A 26373-nucleotide genomic window follows, 5' to 3' on the forward strand; every position below is an offset into this window, starting at 1 on the left:
TTTAATAATAAAAGAAAATTTTGGGGTATCAGTTAGAAGTGATGGGTTTTATTTGTAACTTGTAACTCCTAACTTTTAAACTAAATTTATGAGCAGTATTTGTCCACCCTTAGAAACCGAACGTCTCATTCTCCGAGAGTTTGCAGAGTCAGATTGGCAGGCAGTGCATACCTACGCCTCCGATCCAGCTGTTGTGCGTTATCTACCATTTGGCCCCAATACTGAAGAAGATACCAAAAATTTTTTGCAAGCAGAGGTGAAAATGCGGCGAAAAAAATTGCGTCAGCATTTTGCTTTTGCAGTTACTTTAAAAGCAAATAAACAAGTCATTGGCTCTTGTCGCATTTCCATCACCAACCCAGACAAGCGAGAAGCCTCGATCGGATTCTGCTTGGCTAAGGAATTCTGGGGAAAAGGATATGCAACCGAATTGGGAAGCAAACTCCTAGAATTTGGTTTTAAGCAATTAAATTTACATCGAATTTTTGCAATCTGCGATCCGCAAAACAAAGCCTCGATGCGAGTTTTGATAAAAATTTGTATGCGTCAAGAAGGATATCTGCGAGAGTATGAATTAATTAAAGGTCAATGGCGAGATGCTTTATTATTTGCCCTTTTGGAGCGGGAAATGATGCAGATACAATTTCTTAGTATTGCGTAGCTTGGTTGCAGAAAAGTAGTTTAATTAGTAGGTGCGATCACCTGACCAATACGCTTCAGAATTTGTAAAATTTCGTATAGTTCTCTTTTTGATGTAAACAATGCAAACACCCTTGACAAGTCGTATTGAGGAGTTTCTGCTTGTGTCAATTTAATAAATAAAACATCATCGCCATTAGTCACCATGCCAAACACAGGTTTATTGGGGTTAGGATTAGCCATTAAATAAGCCAGTGCTTGTGGTAAAGCCGTCCAAACTGAAAGCGTAGTTTTTTTGGATTCTAACACCATAACCCAAAACTGATTTTGCAGCACCAATACGTCAATCCGTCCGCGCAGTACCTCCTCTCCATCATTCAGCACCAGTTCTACGGATGATTCCGCCTTGATTCTAAAAGGAGGATCGTAAAATCCTGCCAGCGCCAGTAAGGGAGAGACTACTAACAACATCACTGTCCCTTCTAATAAATCACCTTCGCCACGGTGATAGAGATACCTGCGCCGCAGAACATCTAAAGAAGCTTTTTCAGCTTCCGTAATTTCCGGTAATTCTCCAAACCATTCTGTAAAAAATTGCTCGTCTTCAATCCGAAATAAACCAAATCGGGTTTCGGCATCCGTTAAACTGGCGATCGCTTCTGTAATTGCTGCTGCCTGTGTCATCGCGTCTTTACCTTCCTGTTTCTTTTTGTCCGTTACTTTTTCAGGAAGAATCGCAACGGCTAACGTTAACTTCTTGCGAGGTCTATATAATCATGACACAACTGCAAGGAGCTTACCCGATAACCAAGCGATCGCTCAATTAGAATTGGAGCAATACAATTATGCTTTACCTGAAATTCTTGTAGAAACGCGAAATTACCCTACGGGAACGCCTGGGGTGTACGTGTCTCCACATTCTTTTTCAACAGATGTCTATTCCCATATCTTGCACCCATGCTCTTGTCCGCCAAGAAATAAATTTCTTGGCTAAAAACTAAAGTCAGTTAAAACTGACTTGAACTATAAGCCTGGAACTTCAGTTCCAGGCGTTTTAGGGGTGAGGTACAAAATGTAAGTATTGAAACTATGTTCGTAAATCACACAACTCTCTAAACCAACACAGGTTTGAGCATCTCTTGTGTAGAAATACCCGATTTTCCTTGCTGATATTCCTCCAGCGTAAACGCATCTACCTGAATAGCATCATTACGAGCAATCTCTGCCTCACGCAAAAGTTCAGCCTCTTGGGAGCTAATTACTCCCGCCTCTAGTGCTGCTGCAATTAGGCGTTCGGGTTTTTGCTGCGGTAGCTTACCAGCATGGCTGGCTGCTTTAATGGTTTTGAGAATTGATTCGGCTTGGGATGACAACATAAAAGCGTGTTCCAAGCGTCCCAATGCTTCATCTACAGTAGTAGGAACATATATACCTGCGGTGAGCCTGTCGCGGCGCTGCCCTGGGATTTGAAGGCTGCGGGCTACTTCACTGCCAAGTTGATCGGAGGGCATGGTACCAATGGGATTGAGTCGCCACCACCAACTAATCGGCCCTTGGAACAGGCTACCGAGTACAGGAATCGGCATATTATTGAAAATACCCTCGAATCCCTGCTGAATTTGAGCAAAAGTATATTGCATTGCCCAGTCAACAAAAGGCAAGTCTTCTGATAACGAACCTTCCGCCTCGAACCGACGCAGGGTTGCAGTTCCTAGATACATCCAAGACAGAATATCAGCAAACCTTCCCGTCAGCTTTTCTCGTCGCTTCAGTGTGCCACCAAAACAGAACAAGGCAACATCAGTGAGGAAAGCAAAGGTAGCAGATGCCCACTCTAGTTTGCGGTAATATTTAGCTGTCGCTCCTTTGACGGGAGAACTAGCCAAATACCCACGGGAAATACTGAGAAGTGTAGCTCGAAAAGCATTACGTATTGTCAGCCCGATGTGATTCCAGAATACTTGGTCAAAAGCATTTACATCCGATTGATTGAGAGCGGCAATTTCTGAATAGACATAGGGATGACAGCGAATCGCTCCCTGACCGAAAATCATCATCGTTCGGGTAAGAATATTTGCTCCTTCGACGGTAATAGAAATGGGTGTAGCTGTATAAATATTTGCCAAGAGATTTCTCGGCCCGCGACAAATTCCTGCCCCTCCTTGAATGTCCATGCCGTCATTGATAATTTTGCGAGACAGTTCTGTCAGGTTGTACTTGGCGATCGCCGAAATTACTGCTGGTTGTTCGCCTTTGTCTACCGCACCACAGGTGTATGTGCGAGCCGCTTCCATCAGATATGTCAGCCCGCCAATCCGCGCCAAAGGTTCTTCAACACCTTCAAAACGACCAATCGGTAAACCAAACTGCTGCCGCACTATCGAATGAGCACCTGTCACCCTTGCTACTAGTTTGGCAACTCCTGCACAGCTAGCCGGGAAGCTGATGCCTCGACCTGCTGCCAAAGATTGCATGAGCATCTTCCAGCCCTGTCCTGCTTGTTCCGCACCGCCAATAATCTGGCCTATGGGGATGACTACATCATGTCCTTCTGTAGGAGAATTGTAAAAAGGCACACCCATCGGATCGTGACGCTTTCCGAGCATAACGCCAGGTGTATCGGTATGAATTAAGGCACAGGTAATACCTACATCTTCCCCCTTGCCTAAAAGATTTTCTGGATCTCGCAGTCTAAAAGCCAGTCCCAACAGAGTAGCGATCGCACCCAAGGTAATGTATCTTTTTTTCCAGTTCAATCGCAGATAAAGCTTGCCATCTTCACCTTTGAACACCACCCCTTCAGACTTGATACTTGCCGCATCAGAACCAGCATTCGGTTCTGTCAAGGCAAAACAGGGAATTTCTTCTCCCCTAGCTAGGCGTGGTAAATAATGATTTTTCTGTTCGGGTGTACCGTAACGCAGTAATAATTTAGCAGGCCCCAAAGAGTTTGTTACACCAACAGTAGCGATATGAGTAAAAGAACGGGATGCCAACTTTGTCATCACATTACTGTAGGCGAAGTTGGAAAAGCCCAAACCACCGTACTCTTTGGGAATCATCATTCCCAAGAAGCGCTCTTGTTTGAGATAGTCCCAAACTTCAGGTGGTAAGTCCTTGCGGCGATAAATTTCCCAATCGCTTACCATCCGGCAAACTTGTTCAACCGGCCCATCCAGAAATGCCTGTAATTCTGGTGTAACTTGAGGATAGGGTTCGCTTCTCATCCTTTGGAAATTAGGTTTACCCGAAAAGAACTCGCCATCTACCCAAACATTTCCCGCTTCAATTGCTGCCCGCTCAGTATCAGAAATTTTCGGTAATATATTGAATGCTTTTATACCTTTAATTAAAGGAGATGTGAGGAGCGATCGCCGCAAATTTGGCACATTTAAAACTACAGCCACTATGCCAAACAATACCCAAACCCAAACAGGTGCTTGCCATACTGCCAACACTACCGCAAAATAGAGCGACCACATCCACAATTGAACGCCAACGTAGCCTAGTAAAAGTAATAAAATAGACGCGGTGACGCGGAGAAACAAAGACGCGGGGAAGGGTTGTAGGTAATCTTGTACAAGTAAAAGAAGAGTCATAGCTTTATCTCAACTCGTTTCGTAAGCAGGTAAATACAGTGATTAAGGCTGACACGGTGAGTTTAATAAAGTACACAGGGATGCGGTAATTGTTTCCTCTCCGCGTCCCCGCGTCTGACTGTCTCCGCGTCTTCCAAAACCCTGTAAATTCAGTGAGATGACAAATTCTCAAACACTGCTGCTGCTCCCATTCCGCCACCAACGCACATCGTCACGAGTCCGTAATGAACACCGCGCCGTTTCATTTCGTGGAGAATAGTAGCTGTCAGCTTCGCACCCGTGCAACCCAAGGGATGACCGAGAGCGATCGCGCCACCATTTACATTGACAATTTCCTGATTCAAACCAAGTTTGTGAATTACGGCTAAACTTTGGGCGGCAAAGGCTTCATTGAGTTCAATCAATCCGATATCATCTAAAGTTAAACCCACCTGCTTCAGCACCTTTGGCACTGCCTCTACAGGGCCGATACCCATGATTTCTGGAGCGACACCAGCCACCGCATACCCTAGCATTCTTCCCAGAGGCTCGATGCCGAGTTCCTTGACCATGCGATCGCTCATCAGCACCGTTGCCGCTGCACCATCTGACATTTGCGAAGAAGTACCAGCCGTGACTGTGCCACCAATACGAAACGCAGGTTGCAACTTAGCTAGAGCTGCCAAGCTGGTATCGGGACGCGGGCCTTCATCGATCTGGAAAACCTTCTCTACCAACTGGGGTTTGCCATCTATGTATAAAGTTTCTCGTACTTGTAGAGGCACAATTTCTTCAGCAAACCGATTTTGCCCAATTGCAGCTAAGGCTTTTTGATGCGATCGCAAGGCAAAGGCATCTTGATCCTCACGGGAAATGTGGTACTGCTGTGCCACGTTCTCCGCCGTAATGCCCATCGTCGAGTAGGCTTGGGGATTTTCTGCCATCATCTCTGGGTTAGGAGCTAAATAATGGCCTCCCATCGGAATCAAGCTCATGGATTCGGCTCCACCCGCAACCATCACGTCTGCTTGCCCTGTCATAATCGCCTGGTTTGCCATCGCAATGGTTTGGAGTCCGGAGGCGCAGAAGCGGTTAACCGTGCTACCTGGTACAGAATCCGGTAAGCCTGCTCGCTGGGCTATAACTCGCCCCAAATTAAATCCTTGTTCAGCTTCCGGAAAAGCACAGCCAAAGATGACATCATCAATGCGATCTGGATCGAGACCTTTGACTTGTTCAATAGCGGCTTTAGTTGCAACTGCTCCCATATCATCAGAGCGCATATTACGTAGCGTGCCGCGTGGAGCTTTGCCAACAGCAGTCCGGACACTACTTACAATATAGGCTTCTTTCATAAGTATTCACCAATTTTGGGTTTTGATGTGGACAATGACGCGGGGAGGGAAAGACGCGGGGACGCGGAGAAACAGGGACGCGGGGAGGGAAAGACGCGGGGACGCGGAGAAACAGGGACGCGGGGAGGAGTTGATATGAATATGAGAAGAGAAAGAAGGGAAGACTAAGGAAGTAGACAGTTGCTTTGGAGATTTGGCTGTGGCAAATATTCGCTCGTTTAAAGAGTTGAGGGTCTGGCAAAATTCGATAGACATAGCTATGACCATTTTTGAGCTAACTAAATCTTTCCCAGTAGAAGAATGCTATTCCTTAACTGATCAGATACGCCGCTCTTCCCGTTCTGTAGCTGCTAATCTTTCAGAAGCTTGGAGAAAAAGAAGATATCCGGCGGCATTTATCAGTAAACTGAATGATGCTGAAAGCGAAGCAGCTGAAACTCAAACCTGGATAGAGATTGCCTTAAGATGCGGTTATTTGAAGAAAGATACAGCCTTAGAATTGGACTACCGATGTGAAGAAGTACTTAGTCAATTAGTGGCTATGGCATCACACCCAGAAAAATGGACTATTAATTCCAACTCTTCTGCTTCTCGCTCTTGAGTCCCCGCGTCCCCGCGTCCCTCTGTCTCCGCGTCAATTCCGTAGCGGTTTCTTCGTCTTAAGCAAATGCATCATCCGCTCTTGAGTCTTGGGTTGCTGCAATAGTGGTAAAAACCTCTCTCGCTCTAGCTGCAATAGGTAATCTTCATCAACTAAAGCAGGTGCGGTTAATTCCCCACCAGTCATCACATAGGCTAGGTTTTCAGCCAGATAGCGATCATATTCACTGATGAAACCTCCCTGCTGCATGATGTAGGCAGCTTGTTCCAGCATTGCCTGCGCCGGACGCCCTAGCACCATAATTGTGTTGCGATTTGGGGGTGGCGTGTAGCCTGTTTTTTCCAGACACAACACTTCTTGTTTGGCAACATCCAACCGCCGATCTGCATTCATCACAATTTTGGTTTTGGGTGAGAGGAAACCCAATTCCTGAGCTTCGTAAGCACTATTAGAAACTTTTGCCATGCCAATGGTTTCAAAAGCTTGGCGTAAGAAAGGCTGAATATGTTGGGGTGATTCGCTTGCTGCCCGCTCGGCTGCCCAAGTCACCATCCGCATAATACCACCTGCGCCCGGAATCAGACCGACGCTGAGTTCTACTAACCCAATATAGGATTCGGCTGCTGCAACAACGTGCGGACAAGCCATGACTAATTCACAGCCACCTCCCAAAGCGCGTCCAACAACCGCGGCAACAATGGGTTTGGGGAAATATTGAATCCGTTGTAGCAGTGACTGATACTTGACGATAAGGTTGGCGATCGCTTGGAAATTTCCCGTCTGTGCCAGCATTCCCATTTCTGCCAAATTTGCCCCAGCGGAGAAATTCGCGCTGTCGTTGCCAATTACCAATCCTCGAAATTCGCTATTTTCAAGGAGATCTAGCACCTCATTTAAGCCATTTACCACCTGCAAGCTTAAGGTATTACCTTTAGAGCGAAACTCGTACAAAACTACCCCATCTCCCAAATCCAGCAACGCCGCCTCTGAATTTTGCCACAGTGTCCTTTCTGGATCTGCTTTTAACGCCGTCAAGTTAATTTCATCTTCCAAAGAAGATAACGCCATTGTCTCCGAATAGAAAACAGACTGCCTACTGCCCTCTGCCTTCTGCCCTCTGCCTTCCTCCTCCACCCACTCCGGCACCGGAATACTAGCAGCTTTCATATCTGCCAGCACAGTTTCAAATCCAAGCGCATCCCAAATTTCAAACGGGCCAAGTTCCCAGCCAAATCCCCAGCGCATAGCCTTATCAATATCGGCAGGACTGTCAGCAATTTCGGGAATGCGACGAGCACTGTATGCCAAAATATTTAAGGTTAATTGCCGGAAGAAATCACCTGCGCGACCAGGATGTTGATAGAGAATGTGTAGGCGTTTCTTTAAATCGTGAATTTGACTGAGCGCCTCAATATCCCCTAAGTTCATAGGTTTAGCTGGTTCATAAGCCAATGTTCCTGGATTGATAGAGAGAATTTCTTTGCCTTGTTTCTTGTAAAATCCTTGACCTGTTTTTACACCTAATGAGCCTGTTTCTACGAGCTTGCGCAGTAGCTGGGGAACGCGAAAAATCTCACGGCTTTCATCTTCGGGAATCGCTGGATAGAGGTTTTCTGCTACATACAACAGTGTATCTAATCCCACTAAGTCCGCAGTCCGAAATGTTGCTGACTTTGGTCGTCCCACCAGTGTTCCCGTGAGAGTATCAATTTCTTCAATGGTGTATCCCTGCTCGGTCAATGCCCGCAAACCCAGCATTGTTACATACATACCGATGCGATTGGCAATAAAATTAGGAGTGTCTTTTGCTACTACTACCCCTTTACCTAGATAGAGGCTGCCAAACCACTGCATCCTATTTATTACTTCAGTTGAAGTATTTTTTGTAGGAATTAGTTCCAGTAATTTCAGATAGCGTGGAGGGTTAAAAAAGTGAGTTCCTAAAAACCTTTTGTGGAAAGATTCAGAGCGTCCTTGAGCAATTGCGTTGATAGGCAATCCACTAGTATTTGTAGACACAACTGTATCATCCCGAATCACTTCTTCAACCCGTGCCATCAACTGCTGCTTGATAGCCAGATTTTCTACTACCGCTTCAATTACCCAATCAACATCAGCAATCCTGTGAAAATGCTCGTCAAAATTGCCCAGAATGACCCGACGGGCAGTTTTTTCTGTAAAGAAGATTGGTGGAGACTGTTTTAAAGCTTTTTTGAATGCTGTTTCGACTATTTCGTTTTTATTGCTGGTTTTGGCAGGAATATCTAATAAATGTACAGTCAATCCTGCATTAGCGAGATGAGCGGCAATTTGGGTTCCCATTATTCCCGCACCGAGAACGGCAGCTGTGCGGAACGGCTTAAACATAGTTCCTAAACCCTCCTTAAATAAGGCAGAAGTAAGATGGCAGACGGCAGAAGGTAAGACTTGGACAAGGAGAAAAAAAGACAAGGGGAAAGAACGTGATTTAGAAGAAACTAGACGGTGATGTAATTAAATCACACAACAAGGGAATGAAAACTCTCTTTCCTTCTGCCTCTGGGCAGTAGCCTTAACGGAGGGGAACCTCCGCACGGCGCTGCTCTGTACCCTCTGCCTTCAAATATTTAGAGATTGCGCGAATGCGGGACATGAAGGCTGAGGAATAGAAGGACAGGAAGATAAAAGAGTATCCTGTTCGTCTGTATTCCCTGTTTTGGTATCCTCGTGTCTTTGCATCCCCGTGTCTACCCTCTGGGAAGTCGCTGGCGCGTCTTCATAGATGGCATCAATTTCTTTGGCAAAAGCTTCCACGACTTTTGCGCGTTGTACTTGACGATTGGGTGCGAGCAACCCATTTTCAACTGTGAGGGTAGCATTAATGAGCTGGAACCGCTTTACAGTTGACCAGTAAGGTAAATGACAATTAGCTTCATCAACTAATGCCTTATAGATGGCGATAATACATGGATGCTTGAGCAAGGCATCTGCTGGTAAATCTATGCCAATGGTGAGAGCGTAGGAATTCAGGTTATCTAGATTAGGAAAAATTAGCATGGCACAGAATTTACGCTCTGAACCAACAGCAACTGCCTTGGCAACTAGAGGAGATTGTTCTAGCTTGGTTTCAATTGGTTGTGGTGTGACATACTTACCTGTGGAGAGTTTGAATCGGCTTTTCTTGAGTCCTGTAATCTTGAGAAAACCATCGGCTGTAAACTCTCCTAAGTCGCCTGTGTGCAACCAGCCGTTTACATCTATCAATTGTTGGGTGGCTTCAGGGTTGTTGTAGTAGCCTTGAGTGATGTAAGGACTTCTGGTAAGAATTTCTCCATCGTCGGCGATCGCTATCTCCACTCCCGCTAAAGGCACACCCACTGTTCCGGCACGATTGAATTGTCCCCGGTTGCAGGTAAGCGCAGAACTTGTCTCGGTTAAACCATAACCTTGCAGAATCGTCACTCCTGCTGCGGCAAAAAAGTTTGCTATCTCTGCTTTTAAGGCAGCACCTCCACAAATCAAGTATTTGATCCGACCTCCAAATACTGCTCGCCATTGCCAGAACACGAGCTTATCTGCCAACTTCAGCATCAAAGCATATCTTCCTTTTGGTGGATTTCCTAGTTCGTACTGTTTGGCAAGGTTTAGCGCCCAATTGTAGATGCGCTCTTGAAATGCCATCTCACGCAATCTAGATCCAGAGACAGAGATGCGTAAAGGTGGGAACTTCCAACCCAGGGAAGATAAACGAAATCTCTGCATTTTTGGCTGTTCTGTACGCAACATCTGAGTTGCAAAAGTGAGGATGCGCGACAGCACGTTATGCTTAACTTCTGTTTGTGTTGCCAGCTTGGTTCGCTTCTTCGCTTCTTCGAGAATCTTGTTGTAGACTCTCTCCAATAACAGTGGCACCGTGGCGAATAACGTCGGTTGCACTTCTTTGAGATGCTTGATTACCCGGTTAGGAGCAGTCAGGTAAATGCTATGCCCATAGCTCATATGACCGTATAAAAAGACGCGAGCAAAAACATGCGTCAAGGGCAAATACGAAAGTGTAACCTCCTTTGCACCAAATTCTAGATCGGGAATGCCGGTAAACATCGAGAGTGCATCGCCAGAAAGGTTTTCATGGGTCAGCATTACTCCCTGGGCTTCTCCTCTAACTCCAGGAATATAAATGATAGTGGCTAGGTCATTTGCTGCTAGTTGGGAGCGCAGTTGCAGTTTGCTTTGTGAATTTAAAGCCCGTCCTTTGGCACGAAGTTCCCAGAGGGAAAATACTGGAATGTGTTGGGGAGATTCAGGGCATATTTGCTCTAGATTTTGATTCTGCTGCCAATCATCAGGAACATCAGCAACTATCACTGCCTTCAGGGGTGTATCTCCCAGATAAGGTGTAACTTGATAGAGCAAGTCTAAATTAGCAACAACCAGCGCCTTGGCTTGAGAGTGTCGCAAAATGAAAATGATGTTTTCGAGTGTCTGGGTAAGGTCAATCGGCACATCTACCAAACTAGCCAACAAACAACCCATGTCAACTATGCAGAAGTTAACATCGCTATGCATCAATAGGGCGATGGTATTGCCTTTCTCTCCCACCAGATCCAACAATGACAGTGCTACTTCTTCCGCAGCGCTTTGAAATTCCTGATTGGATAGGGGTTGCCAACCTTTTTCCGTCCATTCGTTCAAGGCTTGAGGATTGGGGTAGCGATCGCACGCCTCATCCAGTAACGAAGGCAATGTCCGCCCCAACAATATTTCTCCAGAGTTGGGAGGAGCTTTATAAGTTTGATCTGACCATAACATTTTGCCTTAAAAGAGCTTGAAACTCTTTCCCTTGCTAATAGTGTTTTTTTAATTATCAGTCAGTTATTTCCTGAAATTTTCCATTTTGGTTGTTAATAATTCAAGAAAAATAATTAACAGCCAAAAATCAGCCGTTATTCCAAGAGTAATGTATTTGCTAAAGTAAATTCATACATTGAAAGGTAGAAATTTACCTCAGTTATCGGATTTCAAAGGCTCTCAATTTTAGCTAGATAAAATTATCCAACGATGTTTTGTCAAATTCACACACAAATATTAGGTATTTAATCTGGATGCTGCCCTTTGATACCTAAGTTCTGATTCTCGCCCAGCCTTTTCTTTAAATATGGTATCTATCCGATGACAGGACTAGAATTTTTTGAGACTTCGGTTATATCACACCTAAATGTTTTACAAGTCTGTACAAAGTACATAATATTAATTTAGATCATGGCGGGGATCAAGATCAACTTTTGTATCTTTTTCGCAAAAATAAAGTTGTATATTCATATTTTCTGGTTGCAAAGAGGCAACTTTTATTTGACAAGCTGCTGGCTGATGGTTTGTTCCTCCATTCAAATGTCGTTCGAGCCAATTCCCTAAGTCCACCAACACATCTTGATAGTTGAGGTCTAAATGGAGATCATGATAGTCTCCCGGATAAACATGACATTCTTTGTCTGGAAAGCTCACTTGTTCAAACAAAGCTAAACTACCCTCAGTTGGTGTGATTAAGTCCTCACAGCCATGCAGAATTAACAAAGGAACTTTTAAATCAGACGCATGGCTTTCCACCCAATTTTTAGCTGCGAAAAATTCCGTAGCCAGTCGAGCGCTTCCGTACTCATGCCGTAATGGATCTTGGGCATAGGCAGTTAGCACCTTAGGATCTCGCGAACTCGAACCACGCTTAATGCCAACTTTGAGGCTAAAGCGCGGCCAAATTTGTGAGAGCATCAGTCCTAGAGCAACTTTAAAAGCTGGTACCCTGACTTTACCTAATGCTGGTGCCGTCAATATCAATCCCTGCAAACTTTCCGGAAAGTGCAAGGCGTAGTCTAAGGCGATCACTGCTCCCAAGCTATGCCCCCACACAAAGCAAGCACAATTGATTGCTCGTTCTTGTATTCGCGTTAAAAAGGTATGCAAATCTTCTCTAAACTCTGTCCAAGCATTGATATGTCCCCTCTGTCCAGGGGAACGTCCATGCCCCCGCAGGTCAAAGGCATATATGGCATAGCCGTGTGGGATTAAGTACTGCACGGCAGTATCGAATAATCCGCTATGCGCTCCTAACCCATGGACTATTGCAATGATTGCCTTTACCTGCCCCTCTGGTAGCCAACCTTGATAGTAAAGGTATAGACCTCCTGCTCCTTCAAAAGTTCCTTCAATATGTGTCATTATTAATTCTCCCCAAGTGTATTGTTATTACTAAGGTCTCAACACTCAGTTAGAGATTTACAACTGAATTTATTCTGATTGAAAAATCTATTTTCTGATGCCAAGTAAAGCTATTTGACCACAGTAACTAAAGCCTTTATTAGCTTTATTTAAGCTTTTACGCCTTTACTTTTACTATAGGTTCTAATGATTAAGCAAATCAAAAATCTTGGTATCAGTAAACAGTGTTCTGAGACCATTAATAACTAGTCGGCAGAGCTATGAGGTTTCAGGGGCTTATGCTCAAAAGTCTTTATGCATCCAGATTATCTGGTATATATTATATAACCTATTTAGATTTTTGATAGCATTAGCAAAAAATAATACTTTAAGGTTATACTATAAGACTGTTGTTTAGTATATTTGTCCTGCTTAACCTACACTTAAAGCTGCAATTATAAGATATGAATACAACCAAAGGAATACAACTATTGACAGTTTAAGTGTATGGAATCTCACAAAGAAACGTAGGAAATGGGGAACAGCATAGAGGATGTGCAATTACTTTAGTTAAGATACTTATTGAATTTGTATATAGATAAATAAAATTGCGAGATTTATATTTGGGGATTAGGAACAAAGAAGAAGACAAGGGGCAAGAACGTAATTCACGACTCTCCGTGTCTGGTGTGTCTCCTTGTTCCCGTGTTTGGTGTGTCCGCTTCTTCCCACCCCGATACCCAATCTCATCAGACTTAAGACATATTTTTTGAGTTGATAAGGGTAAATACTACTTCTGGAGCTTGTTTATCTGATACATTTTTTGCAAGCCGATCCGAGATTTCAAAATTAGAGTGCATTTATTTAGTGCTAAAGGTACAAAATCATGCAACACCCTCAAGAAGGGGCGGGGAAAACCTCTCGACGTAATTTTTTGGGCAAGGCGTTAACTACAGCCGGAACTGCCATAGCCGCTCCTTCATTGCTGAATCAAGCAACTGTAGCAAAGGACACTGCTCTAGGTTCTGAAGGTGAGATGAATATTACACTTAAGGTTAACGGAGAACAGAAAAACCTAACGATTGAGCCGCGCGTGACACTCCTGGATGCTCTGCGCGATCGCCTGGCACTGGTAGGTAGCAAAAAGGGCTGCGATCATGGGCAATGTGGGGCTTGCACGGTTCTGATCAATGGGCAGCGAGTTTATTCTTGCTTGACGTTAGCAGTCATGCAAGAAGGTAAAGAGATTGTCACTATTGAAGGATTGGCACAGGGCGATACTCTTCACTCAGTACAGGCTGCATTTATTGAGAACGATGCCTTTCAGTGTGGTTATTGCACACCAGGACAAATTTGTGCCTCTGTTGCTCTTATCGATGAAATCAAACGGGGCTGTGCCAGTGCTGTCACGCCGGATCTAACTCGCCCTCCCCAGTTAGCTGAACTTTCTGAGGCTGAAATCAAGGAGCGACTAAGTGGCAATCTCTGTCGGTGCAGCGCTTATAACGGTATTGTGGCAGCAGTACAACAAGCAGCCGGACAAAAACCACCCTCTCCGGTTGCAGAGGTGATGCTCAGTGAACCTACGGAGATAACCGCATGAATAACTTTACCTATACCCGTGCCACCTCAGTGAAAGATGCGGCTCAAAGGGCAACTGCCGATCAAAATGCAATCTTTATTGCAGGTGGTACGAATTTGGTTGATCGCCTCAAAGTATTTCTGGACGAGCCATCACAACTGATTGACATCTCTCGACTGCAAATGCAGCGCATTGAACGCACAGCAAATGGTGGTTTGCGGCTGGGAGCATTGGTGACAAACACGGCAGTAGCCGACTATGCCGATGTTCGTCGCGACTACCCGATGCTGTCTCGTGCGATTTTATCTGGAGCATCACAACAAATTCGCAACATGGCCACTGTGGGCGGCAACCTCCTCCAACGCACTCGCTGTCCCTACTACTACGATACCGCTTTTCCTTGTAACAAACGTCAGCCCGGCAGTGGTTGCCCGGCACTAACGGGCATCAACCGGATGCACGCCATCCTGGGAGCCAGTGAGCAGTGTTTGGCGGTTCACCCGTCGGATATGTGTGTTGCACTGGCGGCTTTGGATGCTGTGGTGGAGGTGGAAGGAACAAAAGGTAAACGGCAGATACCATTCACAGACTTTCATCGCTTACCAGGAAACACGCCGCAGCGAGACACAAACCTGGAGCCAGGTGAGTTAATTACTGCCGTAGTTTTGCCACCAATACAGTTTGCCAAATCAGGAGTTTACCTGAAGTTACGCGATCGCGCTTCCTATGCCTTTGCTTTGATTTCTATAGCAGCTGCCGTTGACTTGGAAGGAGAGCGGATCAAAGATGTGCGCTTGGCAATGGGCGGTGTAGCTCACAAACCCTGGCGAGCGATAGAAGCAGAGAAGTTTTTGATTGGCAAGCCAGCCAAAACAGAAACATTTCAACAAGCGGCAGAAATAGCGCTACGGGGAGCCAAACCGCTAACACACAACGGTTTCAAAGTTGAATTGACAAAGCGGGCAATTCGCCGCGCACTGACAGTTTCAGCTAAGGGAGGAGGGGTAGTATGAACAAGGTAATTGGCACTGGCGTCAACCGCAAGGATGGACGAGCCAAGGTTATTGGTACAGCAATTTATGCTGCTGAACATAAAATTCCAGATTTGGTTCACGGTTATCTTGTCACAGCCACGATCGCCAACGGACAAATTAAAAGTATCGATACCCGCGCCGCAGAAAAGGCACCGGGAGTAATTGCTGTTTTTACGCACAAAAATGCGCCCAAGATATTTAAGCCCAGCAACGACTTCATGAATTCAAAAATCTACGAAGCGCGATTGCCGTTGGCGGATGATAAAGTTCACTACGCAGGGCAAATTATTGGTTTGGTAGTGGCAGATACCTTTGAACGAGCGCGGGATGCTGCACATTTGGTAAAAGTGGAGTATACCACCCAAAAGCCACTCGTGGATGGGAAAGGGGCTTCTTTCAAAGAGGCTCCGGGTATGTTTGGGGAGGAAATGAAATTTGAGAAGGGCAGTTTTGCAACCGGGAATGCTGCCGCAGAGATAGCAAGTGCAGCAGCCAAGGTTGAAGCCACTTACAAGACTTCCACCGAACTGCACGCGCCAATGGAACCTCATGCCACCATTGCCCATTGGCAAGATGCTAACTCACTTACTGTTTACGAGCCGTCTCAGTGGGTGTTAGGAACTCAACGCACCTATGCAGAACTTTTTGGGCTTCCGGCAGAGCGAGTGCGCATTGTTACACCATTCCTGGGTGGAGCCTTCGGTTCCAAAGCCTTTCCTTGGCCGCATGGCATTCTTTGTGCAGCAGCAGCCCGTCAACTCCAACGTCCGCTCAGAGTCGTTGTCAGCCGACGGCAAATGACAGCAAATACAGGACATCGTTCTGAAACTGAGCAAACTCTCCGTTTGGCAGCAACCGCAGATGGCAACCTTCAGGCGATCGCTCACGAAGTTAAATCTTACACTTCACCTGTAGATGTGTTCACAGAACCTTGTACAAGCATTACACCAGTTATGTATGCTGCGCCAAATCTGCGACTCAATCAGGAATTGGCAGTGATGAACGTTGGCACGCCCACCTTCATGCGCGCACCAGGAGAGAATCCTGGGATGTGGGCGCTGGAATCGGCAATGGATGAACTGGCATGGGCGCTAAAGATAGATCCAGTGGAACTGCGTTTGAAAAACGAAGCCAAGCAACACCAACGTAAAGGGTTGCCATTTTCAGCCAAGCACTTTGCTGAGTGTTTGCGGGTGGGTGCCAAGGAATTTGGCTGGAAAGACAGAGCCAAACAACCGCGATCGCTGACACGTGATGGCAAACTGGTTGGTTGGGGAATGGCGGCGGCAACTTTTCCTGGCTTGCGGGGGAAAGCATCCGTTAAAGTGCGGTTGTTACCAAATGGTACTGCCCACATCCTCACTTCCGGGAACGACATGGGTACTGGCGCATACACAGTTGTAGCTGCCACTGCCGCAGAAGCATTGGGGCTGCCAATTGAACAAGTACGGGTAGAGATGGGTGATTCGTTGCTACCGGATGGTGGCATGGCAGGTGGTTCCATGATGACAGCATCCCTTGCCCCGGCAGTGATGTCAGCCTGCCAGGAAGTCCTGAAAACTGCGAAAACCAAGACTGCTCAGGAGGCATTTGCAAATCTGCGTCAGTCTGGGCGGGCAGCTTTTGAAGCCACAGCATCCTCCGCTCCCGGTGCTGAAGCGAAGAAATGGGCGTTTCAATCCTGGGGCGCACATTTTTGTGAAGTCAGCGTCGATGAAGAAATCGGGCGTCTGCGGGTGACGCGCTGGGTATCGGTGATGGATATCGGGCGAGTGATCAATGCCAAAACAGCAGCTTCTCAGGTGCGGGGTGGGGTAATTATGGGTATTGGGCAAGCCTTAATGGAAGAATGCCATTTCGATCCTAATATTGGCTATCCTGTAGTTTATGACCTCGCCACCTATCACTTTCCAGCCCATGCCGACATTCCTCGCATTGAGGTAGCCTTTGTCGGCGAACCCGATCTCAACTTTAACCCAGTTGGTGCGCGTGGTGTAGGTGAGATTGGAATTACAGGTGTCTCAGCAGCGATCGCCAACGCAGTTTACCATGCCACAGGTAAACGCATCCGCGATTTACCGATTACACCAGAGAAGTTGTTGTAACAACAAAGCGATCGCTTCCACTTTTCGATATTGCCCAAGTGTAGGCGATCGCTTAACGATGCAGGATTTGTGGGTAAATAGTATATGTTTGGGTATATTTAGGGTGTGTTGACTAGATACTGAAATAGGTCATCAATCACTGCATGAGCCGCAAGGATGTTATACCCACGCCACACTGAATGATCAACCAAGTACACCTGATGTTGCTGAACTGCTTTGAGCTTAAACCATAAGGGTTTTCGCTGAAGTTGTTCTAGCTTATACATATTTCTGTGAGGTGATGCAATAAACAGAATATCACCATCGATTTCTGATAAGGTTTCTTCAGAAATCGAGAGATACATTTCATCACGTATTTGGTATGAAGGGGATAGCAAGCCAACATCATCCAGAATGCTTCCAGGAAAAGAGTTTTTCAGAGCAATGTGAAATCCATTAGGATAGGCAAAGCTTAATAAAGCTCGAATTTGCTGTTGGCGATCGCTCAATGCCTGCTTTAACCCCTTAACTCTGCGGTTATAGTCATCCAGAACCTGCTTGGCTGTCTCTGTTTTACCAAAAATGGCTGCAAAATCTTGGAAACGTTGCTTCCAATCGTATGAAATCTCTTGCCAAGGCACTAGTACTGTAGGAGCAATTTGTGACAATTGCTGATAAATTGCTTGATTTCTCGATGTAGAAAGACCAATAATTAAGTCGGGATGAAGCAATAAAATTTTTTCTAAACTAGGCTGCCCATCAATGCTGCGAATAAGCTCAATCCCCTCTGTTTTACCTTTTAGATAAGAAGCATTATAGTTTTCCTCAGTTCCTGCTGTCCCAATTGGTTTGACATCCAATAAGGTGAGGACATCACCAAGAATAAACGTATCCAATGTCATTATTCGTTGAGGATTGAGGGGAATACAAGTTTCTCCCCTTGTGTGCTGCACCGCTCGGCATAAGGATGTTGATGGATTAGTTAGTTGAGATATAGGCTGACGGGCAGTGTAATTGCTGCAAGCACCGATTAACATGACTGCCAAAATTCCGACTAGAAATAAACAAAATAAAAACAATACAAGATTGCGTGACTTCATAGCGGATGCTCTGACGCTACTACTTCAATTGCCTTTCTCAGCGTGGCTTTACTGAAGTGCGTCAAAACTGCCACGAAAGCGTTCCCTGTAACGTGAATGGCTGCCCGGAAAAAAGACGTACATTATTAAAAGCATTTTCAAAATACTCCACGTCGAATAGATTCTTGAAATTCAGCGCCACACGGAATTGTTCTCGCGTGTAAAAAATCGCGACATCAGTGCGAAGATAGCTCGGCACCTCAAAGGTATTGGCTAAATCTCCCTGCCTTTCTCCCACAAAGAAGAAGCCCAAACCAAACCCCAAGCCTTGCAAATCACCTTTCTGAATTTGATAGGTTGTCCACAGATTAAAGGCGTGTTCTGGTACATTATTCAAAAGATTATCAGCAAGTCTATCGTCTTCATCTTTAGTAATTTGTGCATCAGTGTATGCATAGCCCGCAAAAATATTCCATCCTGGCAAGATTTCCCCTCCTACATTCAGTTCAATTCCTCGGCTACGCTGTTCACCCCTTTGTATAGAAAAGCCTGGATTAAGTGGATCGGTCGTCAAAACGTTAGAGCGGGTTAGATTGTAGAATGCAAGCGTTGCAGAAAGTTGGTCGTTCAAATCCGCCTTAACCCCAACTTCATATTGAGTACCCCGCTCTGGTTGGAAGACACTACCATCAAAGGCATTTCCGATGGTTGGAGTAAATGATCTGGCATAGCTGGCGTAAAGCGAAATTGGTGGTAGGGGTTGATAAACAATTCCCAGACGGGGACTAAATGCATCACCGGATTGATTAATTTTAGTATCCCTGAGTAAATTCTCATTCCGTTGTTCAAAGGCATCGAATCGTAAGCCCAACAATAACTTTAGATTTTCTGCCAGCGTCACCTGATCTTGAACATAAATTCCAAGTGAATCTCTTATGTTATTTAAATCAGAAGAGCGAGTGAGAGGATTGAGCAATGGCCGATTATACACAGGGTCAAACAAATCAAGCGGTGCAGCAGCCGCAGAATTTATTGCAATTCTGGTGCTATACCTACCCAAATCGACTCCAACTAGCAACTGGTGCTCTATTGAGCCAGTGGAAAACTTGCCAACCAGGTCAGTTGTGAGAACATAGTCGTCGAAGTTCCCAGTATCATACTCTCGATACAAACGATTTAGGGTTCGATTGTCAGACCGCAAACTTATGGGAATAGTAATGTTATCAGTGTAACGAATAAACGTCACTCGAAAGGCATTGCGTAACGACCAGTTGTCGCTGAATTGGTGTTCCAGTCTATATCCAATCCTGCTAACAGATTGGTCAATGTAGTCAGAAGGCTCACCATAGTTGCGAGTGCGTGGTATTTCGCCATTTGAGTTAGGCAGGACTGTGCCAATGGCAGGCACCCCGGCATACCATTCATTATTCGTGTCAACGTATTCCCCCTCCAAAGTCAAGTTGGTTCTCTTACCAATCGCAAAATTCAGGATGGGCGAAATCCCCAGGTAGTCGCTATCAAAAAAGTCAATAAAACTACCTGAGCTTGTATAGGCTGCATTCAGGCGATACAACACATTTTTGGAGTTGTTTAATGGCCCAGACAAATCGATCGCGCCCCGGTAAAAGTCATAATTCCCAATCGTGGCATCTATGAAGTAAAACGGCTCACGTAGAGGTTGTTTCGTCACCAAATTAATGGTTCCGCCCGGATTGCCGTAACCATATAGTACGGAAGCTGGGCCTCTCAGTACTTCGACTCTTTCGATATTGGGGAGTTCGATTATTCCTCCAGAGTTTGAATCTCGCAGTCCATCTCTGAGAATGTTACCTTCAGCAGTAGAAAAGCCACGAATGTTGAAAGTATTGAGTAATCCATAGATCCCAGTTGCTGGAGTTATACCACTAACGTTTCTCAGGGCATCTTCTAGACGGTTGACTTGTTGATCGCGTAGCACCTGTTGTGGCACCACCTGAATCGATTGAGGAATATCGCGAAGGGGAGTGTCCGTTTTGGTTGCAGTTGACGAATCTCTTACACGATAACCATCTTGCTCTCCTGTTACGACCAACTCAATCGGCTCATCACCTTCTGCTGAAGGTGTCTCTGGTTGTGGTGATCCTTCCCCTCCCCTTGGCAAGGGGAGGGGTGCCGCAGGCGGGGTAGGGTTTTGTTGCTGCGGCTGTTGTGCAGAAGTTGTAGCAGTTGTAATCCCAAAAATCAAGCCCTCGTCTGGGCTGTCAAATAACTCAACAGTTGGCACACCTGCTTCACCTGTCACTGTGACCCGGATAGTATTGGCATCAAAGTTAATTACCGTTATCTCAGTAATTCCCGCAACTGGCTTGTCAGAACGGAATGTAAACGCCTCACCACTAGGTAAACTAAGTTGAGCGTTGGGAATATCAGCAATAAAGCTATTGCCAGTACTGCGATTTGTAATTTGCAACTGTTCTCCAACAGTCGTCTGTAAAATCACCTCTACACCTTTATCGGTGGGATTAGCTTTAACTCCCGTAACCTGCACAACTTCTGATGAGGGTGCTGTTTGGGGTGCTGGCGACTGCACTAGCATTTGGGCGCTAGTGCTGGGACGTTCAATTTCACTCAATTGTCGAATTTTTCGAGCCAGCAGAGGCTGGAAGTTTTCCTGACTTTGAACTTCGTGCTTCTCACCAATTGGTTTAATTCCTGCCCATACAGGTTGAATGGCAACAGCACTCAAGCATCCTAATATACTTACTAAACACCACAGTCGCACACTATCAGACAAACACCAACGCTTCATCACAACTCCTGAAACACCAGCTTGCGAAAATCGATCCCCCTAAATCCCCCTTCATAAGGGGGACTTTGATTTTCCCCCCCTTTTTTAAGGGGGGTTAGGGGGAATACCTTTACAAACAACCTCTTATTCCCCACCACTTGCTCAAGGGGACAAAAATCCTCTTGTTTAAGCTGAGGGCTAAGGTGAGATCAATCCAGAATTTTGGATAAATCTGGATTCTTGCAAATGATTTTTAATTTATTGAAGCTGAGTATAGAGAAGAGTTAGCAATAAAGTCTATCTAAATATGGCATCACTATCCCAATATGGACTTTTTACCCAATAAACATTTGCTGGGCGTAATCCCAAACTTGCGCTTGAATAGAGCTGCAAATTGCCCTAGATGAGAATAGCCAACAAAATTAGCGACTTCAGCGACACTCCGGTTACCCTCGCGTAGTAGTTGCTCGGCTAGTTTCATGCGTTCATTAATCAAGAATTGAAATACTGTCGTGCCAAACAGTTCCCGAAATCCACGTCGGAGAGTGCGATCGCTCACTTCCACCATCTGCGCCAACTCTAATAATGACGGCGGGTTCTCCAAGCGAGAGCGTAGAATTTCCCTAGCGTGCTGAATCTGGGTAATAGTTTTTGGTTTCAGTCGCGGGGATGGTTGCATTCCAACCTGAGCCGCCACAATGGGAGCTAATTGCAACGACATCAGTTCCAAGACTTTCGCCTGCAAATACATCCGCTTCGTCAAACCTTGGTAAGGACAATTGATAATTTGTTGTGCTATTCCCTGAATAGCAATTGTAGTTTCTGGGTAAAGTAATGTCTGCCAATCGTTACCCTTTGTCAGTAGGCGCAAGCGAGAGGGAATTTCTCCTTCTTCATCGGGGAAAAAAGTTCCCAACAAATTAGGGAGCATATGAATATCAATACCTACACATCGAGATTTCGGAAGCTTAAGAAGCATTTTGCGTTGAACACCGCTGCCAGAGATACACGTATATCCTTCCCCTGATTGCCCTCCGTATTCGTCTATACATCTTCCACTAAGGAGAACGCAAAATTGCACAGGATGATCCCATTCAGGGATTTTAATCAGCACATCATCGTGATATTCATAGTCTAAAATCAAAAGCCAAAGCCCAGGATACAATTCCATCTTCCGTGTATAGCCTTTGCCGAGTCGCTTGGGTATTTCACATAGAATTTCAAATGGCTCTGGTTTCGGTTTTTGTAGGGTGTTGTGGTTAGCTTCTGCCCACAGTTCCCACTCTTCTTTCAAAGTTAGGGTAATTGTCATAGTTAGCGATTGGTAAATATTTAATGCTAATAAATCTCAATAATTTTACCGCGATCGCTCTAGCTTTTTTACAACCAGAGTATTGTTCACCGACTTTCCTCGCATCTAGGTAAACTTCGCTCCCACTCTCTGATATTGCACAACTGTGGGCGATCGCTTGACACTATTGTGCTAAATATTTTGTTGGACTCGATGCTTAAGCTTTTATAAGTGGGATTTAAGCGAAAATTGGTAGATAATTCCTCTTAGTTAAAGGCGATCGCACAAACGATGAGTTGAGAGTAACTGATAATGAAAGAGCTACAGGCAATTTTGCAAGCATTTGCAGAAAGTCAACAAAATACTGAACCAGTATTCCTTGCCACGGTTGTAAATGTGAAAGGTTCTAGCTATCGCCAACCAGGGGCGCGGATGCTGATAACACAAAGTCAAATCGTAGGAACGATTAGCGGTGGTTGCCTAGAAAATGATGTATTTCAGCACACTCGCTCTTCTATGGCAGATAGGCAACCAATAGTTGTTACATACGACAATAATGCTGATGAGGATATTGTTTGGGGATTTGGGCTTGGCTGTAATGGAGTGGTGCAAGTCTTGATTGAACGCCTAGAGCAAGATGATCCACTTAACCCCTTGAGTTTTATTAATCAATGTTTCTGTAATCAGCAACAAGGCATGATTGCAACCGTTTTTGGGGTAGAGGGTGAGGTAAATATTAAGGTTGGAACACGCTTAATTTTAAATCCAGATCATAGTGTAACTACTAATATTGAAGAATCTTTTTTAAAAGTTGCTTTAATCAAAGATGCTCAAGTTGCTCTGCAAAGTCAACGTTCGAGCGTCATCAAATACCAACTTTTATCAGGTAGTGTTGATGTCTTACTCGAAGTTATTCAGCCACCCACACGCCTAATAATTTTTGGTGCAGGGCATGACGCTGTACCTGTAGCACAGTTTGCTAAGGCTTTGGGTTGGCAAGTAATCATTATTGATTGTCGAGCTAGTGAGGCAACAAGAGAGCGTTTTTTAATGGCTGATGAGGTGTTTCTTACCCACCGAGAAATTTTACAGAAACAAATATGTGTAGATGAACACACAATCGCCGTAGTGATGACTCATAATTATCTCGACGATTTAGAAATTTTGAAAATTCTTCTGCCATCAAATATAGAATATTTGGGTGTTTTGGGGCCAAAGCATCGTACTGAAAAATTACTTCAAGATTTACGTATTCAAGGAATAAATTACAGCATAGAGCAACTACAAAGATTGTATGCTCCTATGGGCATAGATATTGGAGCAGATACACCAGAAGCGATAGCTTTATCTATTATTGCTGAGATACAAGCAGTGTTGACAAATCGTTGTGGTGGCTTTTTGAGAAACCGCAGTGAACCTATTCATCAACGTCATGAAGTCAAGCAAACTGAAATCTACGCAAAGCGCGGCACAAATCATTATACTTTCAGCAATGCCCTAATCACCAATAACCAACAACTATCGCAACTATGACAACAACACCTGTAAAATCATTTGATATAGAAGCTTTGATTAATTCTCTACAAGGAATTGAAATTATAACTGATTCTACTCAAGTAGCAAAATTATCTCAAGATTACCATACCTTTAGTCCGGTTCTAGTTCCTAAATTAGAAGGAAAAGTCGGGGATGTAGTCGTACGTCCTGCTAACGAACAAGAAGTATTAAAAGTAGCAGCAGCTTGCGTGAAGTATCGAATTCCGGTAACTATTCGAGGTGCAGGAACGGGAAATTATGGGCAGTGTGTACCGTTGCGTGGTGGCGTAATTATCGATATGACGCGGATGCATGAAATCTGTTGGGTAAAGCCGGGAGTAGCGCGAGTTGAAGCTGGGGTGAAATTAGCAGCCCTGGATAAAAAAGCACGGGAAAGTGGCTGGGAAACGCGGATGGCTCCCTCTACCTACCGTACAGCAACAATTGCTGGATTTGTGGCTGGGGGTAGTGGAGGAATTGGCTCGATCCAATATGGGTTGTTAGGCGATCGCGGTAATTTGATCGCCCTAAGAGTCGTGACTTTAGAAGATGAACCACGTGTAATTGAGTTGCGTGGCGATGATGTGCAAAAGGTAAACCATGCCTGGGGTATCAACGGTATTATCACTGAAGTAGAAATACCGCTTGCGCCAGCTTATCCTTGGGTAGAGGTTATTCTCACCTTCCCAGAATTTATGGCAGCAGCAAAATTTGGGCAAGCTTTAGCTGATGCCGATGGCATGATCAAAAAAGAAATTAGTATCTTTGCATCCCCAATTCCTCAATACTTTACCCCTCTGCGGCAGTACATTCCCAATGACACTCATGCAGCTTTATTGTTAATTGCAGAACAGAGTTTAGAGTTCTTGCCTGGTTTAGTGGAGCAATATGGTGGCAAAATTACGTATCAAAAACAAGCACAGGAAGCAGGGAAAGTTGCGAACTTATTAGAATTTACCTGGAACCATACCACTTTGCATGCTCGCACGGTTGATACTTCGATTACTTACTTACAAAGTATTTTTCCCGCAGATCAAAGCTTGAAATTAGTAGAACATATGTATCATCATTATGGGAATGAAGTGATGATGCATTTGGAATTTATCCGGGTAAATGGTACAGCTATACCTGCGGCTTTGCAACTTGTGCGCTACACTTGTGAAGAACGCCTGAATGAGATTATCCGCGATCATGAAGAAAAAGGCGTGTTTATTGCCAATCCCCACACTTACATTATTGAAGATGGTGGAAGAAAAGTTATAGATCCGGAGCAGTTAAAGTTTAAGGAGATGGTTGATCCTCATGGATTGATGAATCCGGGTAAAAGCAAAGCGTTGGAATTAAAGTAGCAATCAATATGCTGCAATCACAGGTAGATTTTATCAGCTAATGTAAAAAATTACATTATTATCGGCTTGTCTCCTTTGGCTGATTTTTTGATGATTGGAAAAAATCTCTTCCCAATCCCCAGTCACTATTCTCCAATCCCTTTTAAAGATACTGTTTTAAAACTTCAACCGTCGCCATTCCAGTCTTCTCCCAACTAAAATTACTTGCCCTGCTGATGGCTGCGGCAGAAAGGCGATCACGTAATTGTGCATCAGTTGCCAATGTATTCATCGCCTCTGTAATTTCCTCTAGCTTGTAGGGATTGATAAGAATTCCAGCATCGCCAGCAACTTCTGGTAGAGAAGAAAGATTTGAGGTAATAACGGGAGTACCGCAAGCCATTGCTTCTAATACAGGTAAACCGAAGCCTTCCCAAAGACTGGGGAAAACAAGAGCGATCGCGCCGCTAATGATTTTGGGTAATTCGTCATCAGGAACGTAATTCAAAAATTTTACTTGCTCGGTGATGCCTAATTCTTCAACTTGCACTTGCAATAAGGGAGTATAGCGTTGATCTGTTGGCCCCGCAAGCCATAACTCGCGATCGCGATGACTCGGTAATGCGGCAAAGGCAGAAATCAGTCTGTGTAGGTTCTTGTAAGGATCGTGTCTACCAATGTAGAGAAAATAGGGGCGCTGCGATGAGGTAGAGAGGGGAATAGTGGGAGAGTGGGAGAGTGGGAGAGTGGGAGTGGGAGAGTGGATCTGTAGAAAAAATCCTTCTCCTTGTCCCTCTTCTCCAAACGGGCGAAAATGGCTAGCATCATAAGCTAGCAAAATCGGTGTGATTTTCTGGGCAGGAATTTTGTAAAAGTCAGTAATGTCTTTGGCAGTAGCTTGGGAATTACAGATAATATGTTGTGCTTGTCGGAGAACTTCAGGAATATAGTAGCGTTGGTAATTAGTCAGTGGTGAGAAGCGTTTAGGAAAGCGCAAGGCGATTAAGTCGTGAACCATGACGACAAAACGGCAGTTGGAAGAGAGGGGAGCTTCTGGCACTGGAGAAAATATTAGCTTAGATTTGAGCTTTTGATAGATTTTTGGTAGTTGAAACTGCGTCCACAAAATTCTGTCAAAATGTCCTTTAGTTCCTTGGGCAGGAGTAAGATTATCTGGAATTGAGTAGCAGTTAAAGCCAGGATAATCTTGAGCAGATAAGAGAGTGGGATGAAGAGATTTAAAATAGGGAAAAAGATTTTTGGCATAGTTACTTATGCCTGTAGGCTGGGAAAAAATAATTGATAAATTAATTAATAATTCACTCATT

Annotated in this window: 19 protein-coding genes; 8 read left to right on the top strand and 11 right to left on the bottom strand. The window is 44.8% G+C overall.

The genetic code is table 11. The features are described 5' to 3' along the window. Window positions 1-88: 88 nt before the first annotated feature. On the top strand, window positions 89-661 hold the full coding sequence (locus QUB80_RS15655; protein WP_289790439.1) for a GNAT family N-acetyltransferase: 573 nt from the start codon (window positions 89-91) through the stop codon (window positions 659-661). A 20-nt stretch (window positions 662-681) separates the two neighbouring features. On the opposite strand, the gene QUB80_RS15660 is transcribed toward QUB80_RS15655, so the two are convergent. Then, window positions 682-1323 carry a type I restriction endonuclease gene (locus QUB80_RS15660; RefSeq protein ID WP_289790440.1) on the bottom strand — a complete coding sequence of 214 codons (642 nt, stop codon included), beginning with the start codon at window positions 1321-1323 and terminating at the stop codon, window positions 682-684. 73 nt (window positions 1324-1396) lie between these two features. Between QUB80_RS15660 and QUB80_RS15665 the strand changes: the two genes are divergently transcribed. Next, window positions 1397-1633 carry a hypothetical protein gene (locus QUB80_RS15665; RefSeq protein WP_289790441.1) on the top strand — a complete coding sequence of 79 codons (237 nt, stop codon included), beginning with the start codon at window positions 1397-1399 and terminating at the stop codon, window positions 1631-1633. A gap of 118 nt (window positions 1634-1751) precedes the next feature. Here the strand turns inward: QUB80_RS15665 and QUB80_RS15670 are convergent, their stop codons facing one another. The 3 genes from QUB80_RS15670 to QUB80_RS15680 all read right to left on the bottom strand — a co-directional run bounded on the left by QUB80_RS15670 (window position 1752) and on the right by QUB80_RS15680 (window position 5827). Next, window positions 1752-4121: an acyl-CoA dehydrogenase gene (locus QUB80_RS15670; protein ID WP_289790660.1), complete on the bottom strand. Its 2370-nt coding sequence runs from the start codon at window positions 4119-4121 to the stop codon at window positions 1752-1754. Window positions 4122-4387: 266 nt separating this feature from the next. After that, on the bottom strand, window positions 4388-5572 hold the full coding sequence (locus tag QUB80_RS15675; RefSeq protein WP_289790442.1) for a thiolase family protein: 1185 nt from the start codon (window positions 5570-5572) through the stop codon (window positions 4388-4390). Between the two features lie 6 nt (window positions 5573-5578). After that, on the bottom strand, window positions 5579-5827 hold the full coding sequence (locus QUB80_RS15680; protein ID WP_289790443.1) for a hypothetical protein: 249 nt from the start codon (window positions 5825-5827) through the stop codon (window positions 5579-5581). Between the two features lie 4 nt (window positions 5828-5831). On the opposite strand from QUB80_RS15680, the gene QUB80_RS15685 reads away from it, so the two are divergent. Then, window positions 5832-6173 carry a four helix bundle protein gene (locus QUB80_RS15685; RefSeq protein WP_289790444.1) on the top strand — a complete coding sequence of 114 codons (342 nt, stop codon included), beginning with the start codon at window positions 5832-5834 and terminating at the stop codon, window positions 6171-6173. A gap of 33 nt (window positions 6174-6206) precedes the next feature. Here the strand turns inward: QUB80_RS15685 and QUB80_RS15690 are convergent, their stop codons facing one another. The 3 genes from QUB80_RS15690 to QUB80_RS15700 all read right to left on the bottom strand — a co-directional run bounded on the left by QUB80_RS15690 (window position 6207) and on the right by QUB80_RS15700 (window position 12365). Next, a complete protein-coding gene (locus QUB80_RS15690; protein WP_289790445.1) occupies window positions 6207-8540 on the bottom strand; it encodes a 3-hydroxyacyl-CoA dehydrogenase/enoyl-CoA hydratase family protein in 2334 nt (777 codons plus the stop codon). A 231-nt stretch (window positions 8541-8771) separates the two neighbouring features. Then, complete coding sequence (locus QUB80_RS15695; RefSeq protein WP_289790446.1) at window positions 8772-10961, bottom strand: AMP-dependent synthetase/ligase; 2190 nt, start codon at window positions 10959-10961, stop codon at window positions 8772-8774. A gap of 438 nt (window positions 10962-11399) precedes the next feature. Then, window positions 11400-12365, bottom strand: coding sequence for an alpha/beta hydrolase (locus QUB80_RS15700; protein WP_289790447.1), 966 nt, complete (start codon window positions 12363-12365; stop codon window positions 11400-11402). A gap of 865 nt (window positions 12366-13230) precedes the next feature. Between QUB80_RS15700 and QUB80_RS15705 the strand changes: the two genes are divergently transcribed. From QUB80_RS15705 to QUB80_RS15715, 3 genes are read left to right on the top strand one after another with little or no spacing between them, the layout of a single operon-like run. After that, window positions 13231-13947, top strand: coding sequence for a 2Fe-2S iron-sulfur cluster-binding protein (locus QUB80_RS15705; protein ID WP_289790448.1), 717 nt, complete (start codon window positions 13231-13233; stop codon window positions 13945-13947). After that, window positions 13944-14939: an FAD binding domain-containing protein gene (locus QUB80_RS15710; protein WP_289790449.1), complete on the top strand. Its 996-nt coding sequence runs from the start codon at window positions 13944-13946 to the stop codon at window positions 14937-14939. Before QUB80_RS15705 ends, QUB80_RS15710 begins: the two co-directional genes overlap by 4 nt. Further along, complete coding sequence (locus QUB80_RS15715) at window positions 14936-17065, top strand: xanthine dehydrogenase family protein molybdopterin-binding subunit (RefSeq protein ID WP_289790450.1); 2130 nt, start codon at window positions 14936-14938, stop codon at window positions 17063-17065. The genes QUB80_RS15710 and QUB80_RS15715 overlap by 4 nt, the downstream gene beginning before the upstream one ends. 98 nt (window positions 17066-17163) lie before the next feature. On the opposite strand, the gene QUB80_RS15720 is transcribed toward QUB80_RS15715, so the two are convergent. The 3 genes from QUB80_RS15720 to QUB80_RS15730 form a co-directional block, all read right to left on the bottom strand. Beyond that, window positions 17164-18144 carry an iron-siderophore ABC transporter substrate-binding protein gene (locus QUB80_RS15720; protein WP_289790451.1) on the bottom strand — a complete coding sequence of 327 codons (981 nt, stop codon included), beginning with the start codon at window positions 18142-18144 and terminating at the stop codon, window positions 17164-17166. Between the two features lie 61 nt (window positions 18145-18205). Beyond that, window positions 18206-20911, bottom strand: a complete 2706-nt coding sequence (locus QUB80_RS15725; RefSeq protein WP_289790452.1) for a TonB-dependent siderophore receptor — start codon at window positions 20909-20911, stop codon at window positions 18206-18208. Window positions 20912-21206: 295 nt separating this feature from the next. Beyond that, a complete protein-coding gene (locus QUB80_RS15730; RefSeq protein ID WP_289790453.1) occupies window positions 21207-22202 on the bottom strand; it encodes an AraC family transcriptional regulator in 996 nt (331 codons plus the stop codon). Between the two features lie 291 nt (window positions 22203-22493). Here QUB80_RS15730 and QUB80_RS15735 point away from each other — a divergent pair, with 291 nt between their 5' ends. Together QUB80_RS15735 and QUB80_RS15740 are read left to right on the top strand one after the other, a co-directional pair. Then, window positions 22494-23714 (top strand): XdhC family protein, encoded by a 1221-nt coding sequence (locus QUB80_RS15735; RefSeq protein ID WP_289790454.1) that lies wholly within the window; start codon window positions 22494-22496, stop codon window positions 23712-23714. Beyond that, complete coding sequence (locus QUB80_RS15740) at window positions 23711-25066, top strand: FAD-binding oxidoreductase (RefSeq protein ID WP_289790455.1); 1356 nt, start codon at window positions 23711-23713, stop codon at window positions 25064-25066. The genes QUB80_RS15735 and QUB80_RS15740 overlap by 4 nt, the downstream gene beginning before the upstream one ends. A gap of 142 nt (window positions 25067-25208) precedes the next feature. Here the strand turns inward: QUB80_RS15740 and QUB80_RS15745 are convergent, their stop codons facing one another. Then, a complete protein-coding gene (locus QUB80_RS15745; RefSeq protein ID WP_289790456.1) occupies window positions 25209-26372 on the bottom strand; it encodes a glycosyltransferase family 4 protein in 1164 nt (387 codons plus the stop codon). Window position 26373 lies beyond the last annotated feature (1 nt).

The sequence above is a fragment of the Chlorogloeopsis sp. ULAP01 genome (genome assembly GCF_030381805.1).
Lineage (GTDB): Bacteria > Cyanobacteriota > Cyanobacteriia > Cyanobacteriales > Nostocaceae > Chlorogloeopsis.

Coding starts and splice junctions, on each gene's coding strand:
- QUB80_RS15655 (WP_289790439.1), top strand. CDS start 89: ATGAGCAGTATTTGTCCACCCTTAGAAACCGAACGTCTCATTCTCCGA.
- QUB80_RS15660 (WP_289790440.1), bottom strand. CDS start 1,323: ATGACACAGGCAGCAGCAATTACAGAAGCGATCGCCAGTTTAACGGAT.
- QUB80_RS15670 (WP_289790660.1), bottom strand. CDS start 4,121: ATGTGGTCGCTCTATTTTGCGGTAGTGTTGGCAGTATGGCAAGCACCT.
- QUB80_RS15675 (WP_289790442.1), bottom strand. CDS start 5,572: ATGAAAGAAGCCTATATTGTAAGTAGTGTCCGGACTGCTGTTGGCAAA.
- QUB80_RS15680 (WP_289790443.1), bottom strand. CDS start 5,827: ATGTCTATCGAATTTTGCCAGACCCTCAACTCTTTAAACGAGCGAATA.
- QUB80_RS15685 (WP_289790444.1), top strand. CDS start 5,832: ATGACCATTTTTGAGCTAACTAAATCTTTCCCAGTAGAAGAATGCTAT.
- QUB80_RS15690 (WP_289790445.1), bottom strand. CDS start 8,540: ATGTTTAAGCCGTTCCGCACAGCTGCCGTTCTCGGTGCGGGAATAATG.
- QUB80_RS15695 (WP_289790446.1), bottom strand. CDS start 10,961: ATGTTATGGTCAGATCAAACTTATAAAGCTCCTCCCAACTCTGGAGAA.
- QUB80_RS15700 (WP_289790447.1), bottom strand. CDS start 12,365: ATGACACATATTGAAGGAACTTTTGAAGGAGCAGGAGGTCTATACCTT.
- QUB80_RS15705 (WP_289790448.1), top strand. CDS start 13,231: ATGCAACACCCTCAAGAAGGGGCGGGGAAAACCTCTCGACGTAATTTT.
- QUB80_RS15710 (WP_289790449.1), top strand. CDS start 13,944: ATGAATAACTTTACCTATACCCGTGCCACCTCAGTGAAAGATGCGGCT.
- QUB80_RS15715 (WP_289790450.1), top strand. CDS start 14,936: ATGAACAAGGTAATTGGCACTGGCGTCAACCGCAAGGATGGACGAGCC.
- QUB80_RS15720 (WP_289790451.1), bottom strand. CDS start 18,144: ATGAAGTCACGCAATCTTGTATTGTTTTTATTTTGTTTATTTCTAGTC.
- QUB80_RS15725 (WP_289790452.1), bottom strand. CDS start 20,911: ATGAAGCGTTGGTGTTTGTCTGATAGTGTGCGACTGTGGTGTTTAGTA.
- QUB80_RS15730 (WP_289790453.1), bottom strand. CDS start 22,202: ATGACAATTACCCTAACTTTGAAAGAAGAGTGGGAACTGTGGGCAGAA.
- QUB80_RS15735 (WP_289790454.1), top strand. CDS start 22,494: ATGAAAGAGCTACAGGCAATTTTGCAAGCATTTGCAGAAAGTCAACAA.
- QUB80_RS15740 (WP_289790455.1), top strand. CDS start 23,711: ATGACAACAACACCTGTAAAATCATTTGATATAGAAGCTTTGATTAAT.
- QUB80_RS15745 (WP_289790456.1), bottom strand. CDS start 26,372: ATGAGTGAATTATTAATTAATTTATCAATTATTTTTTCCCAGCCTACA.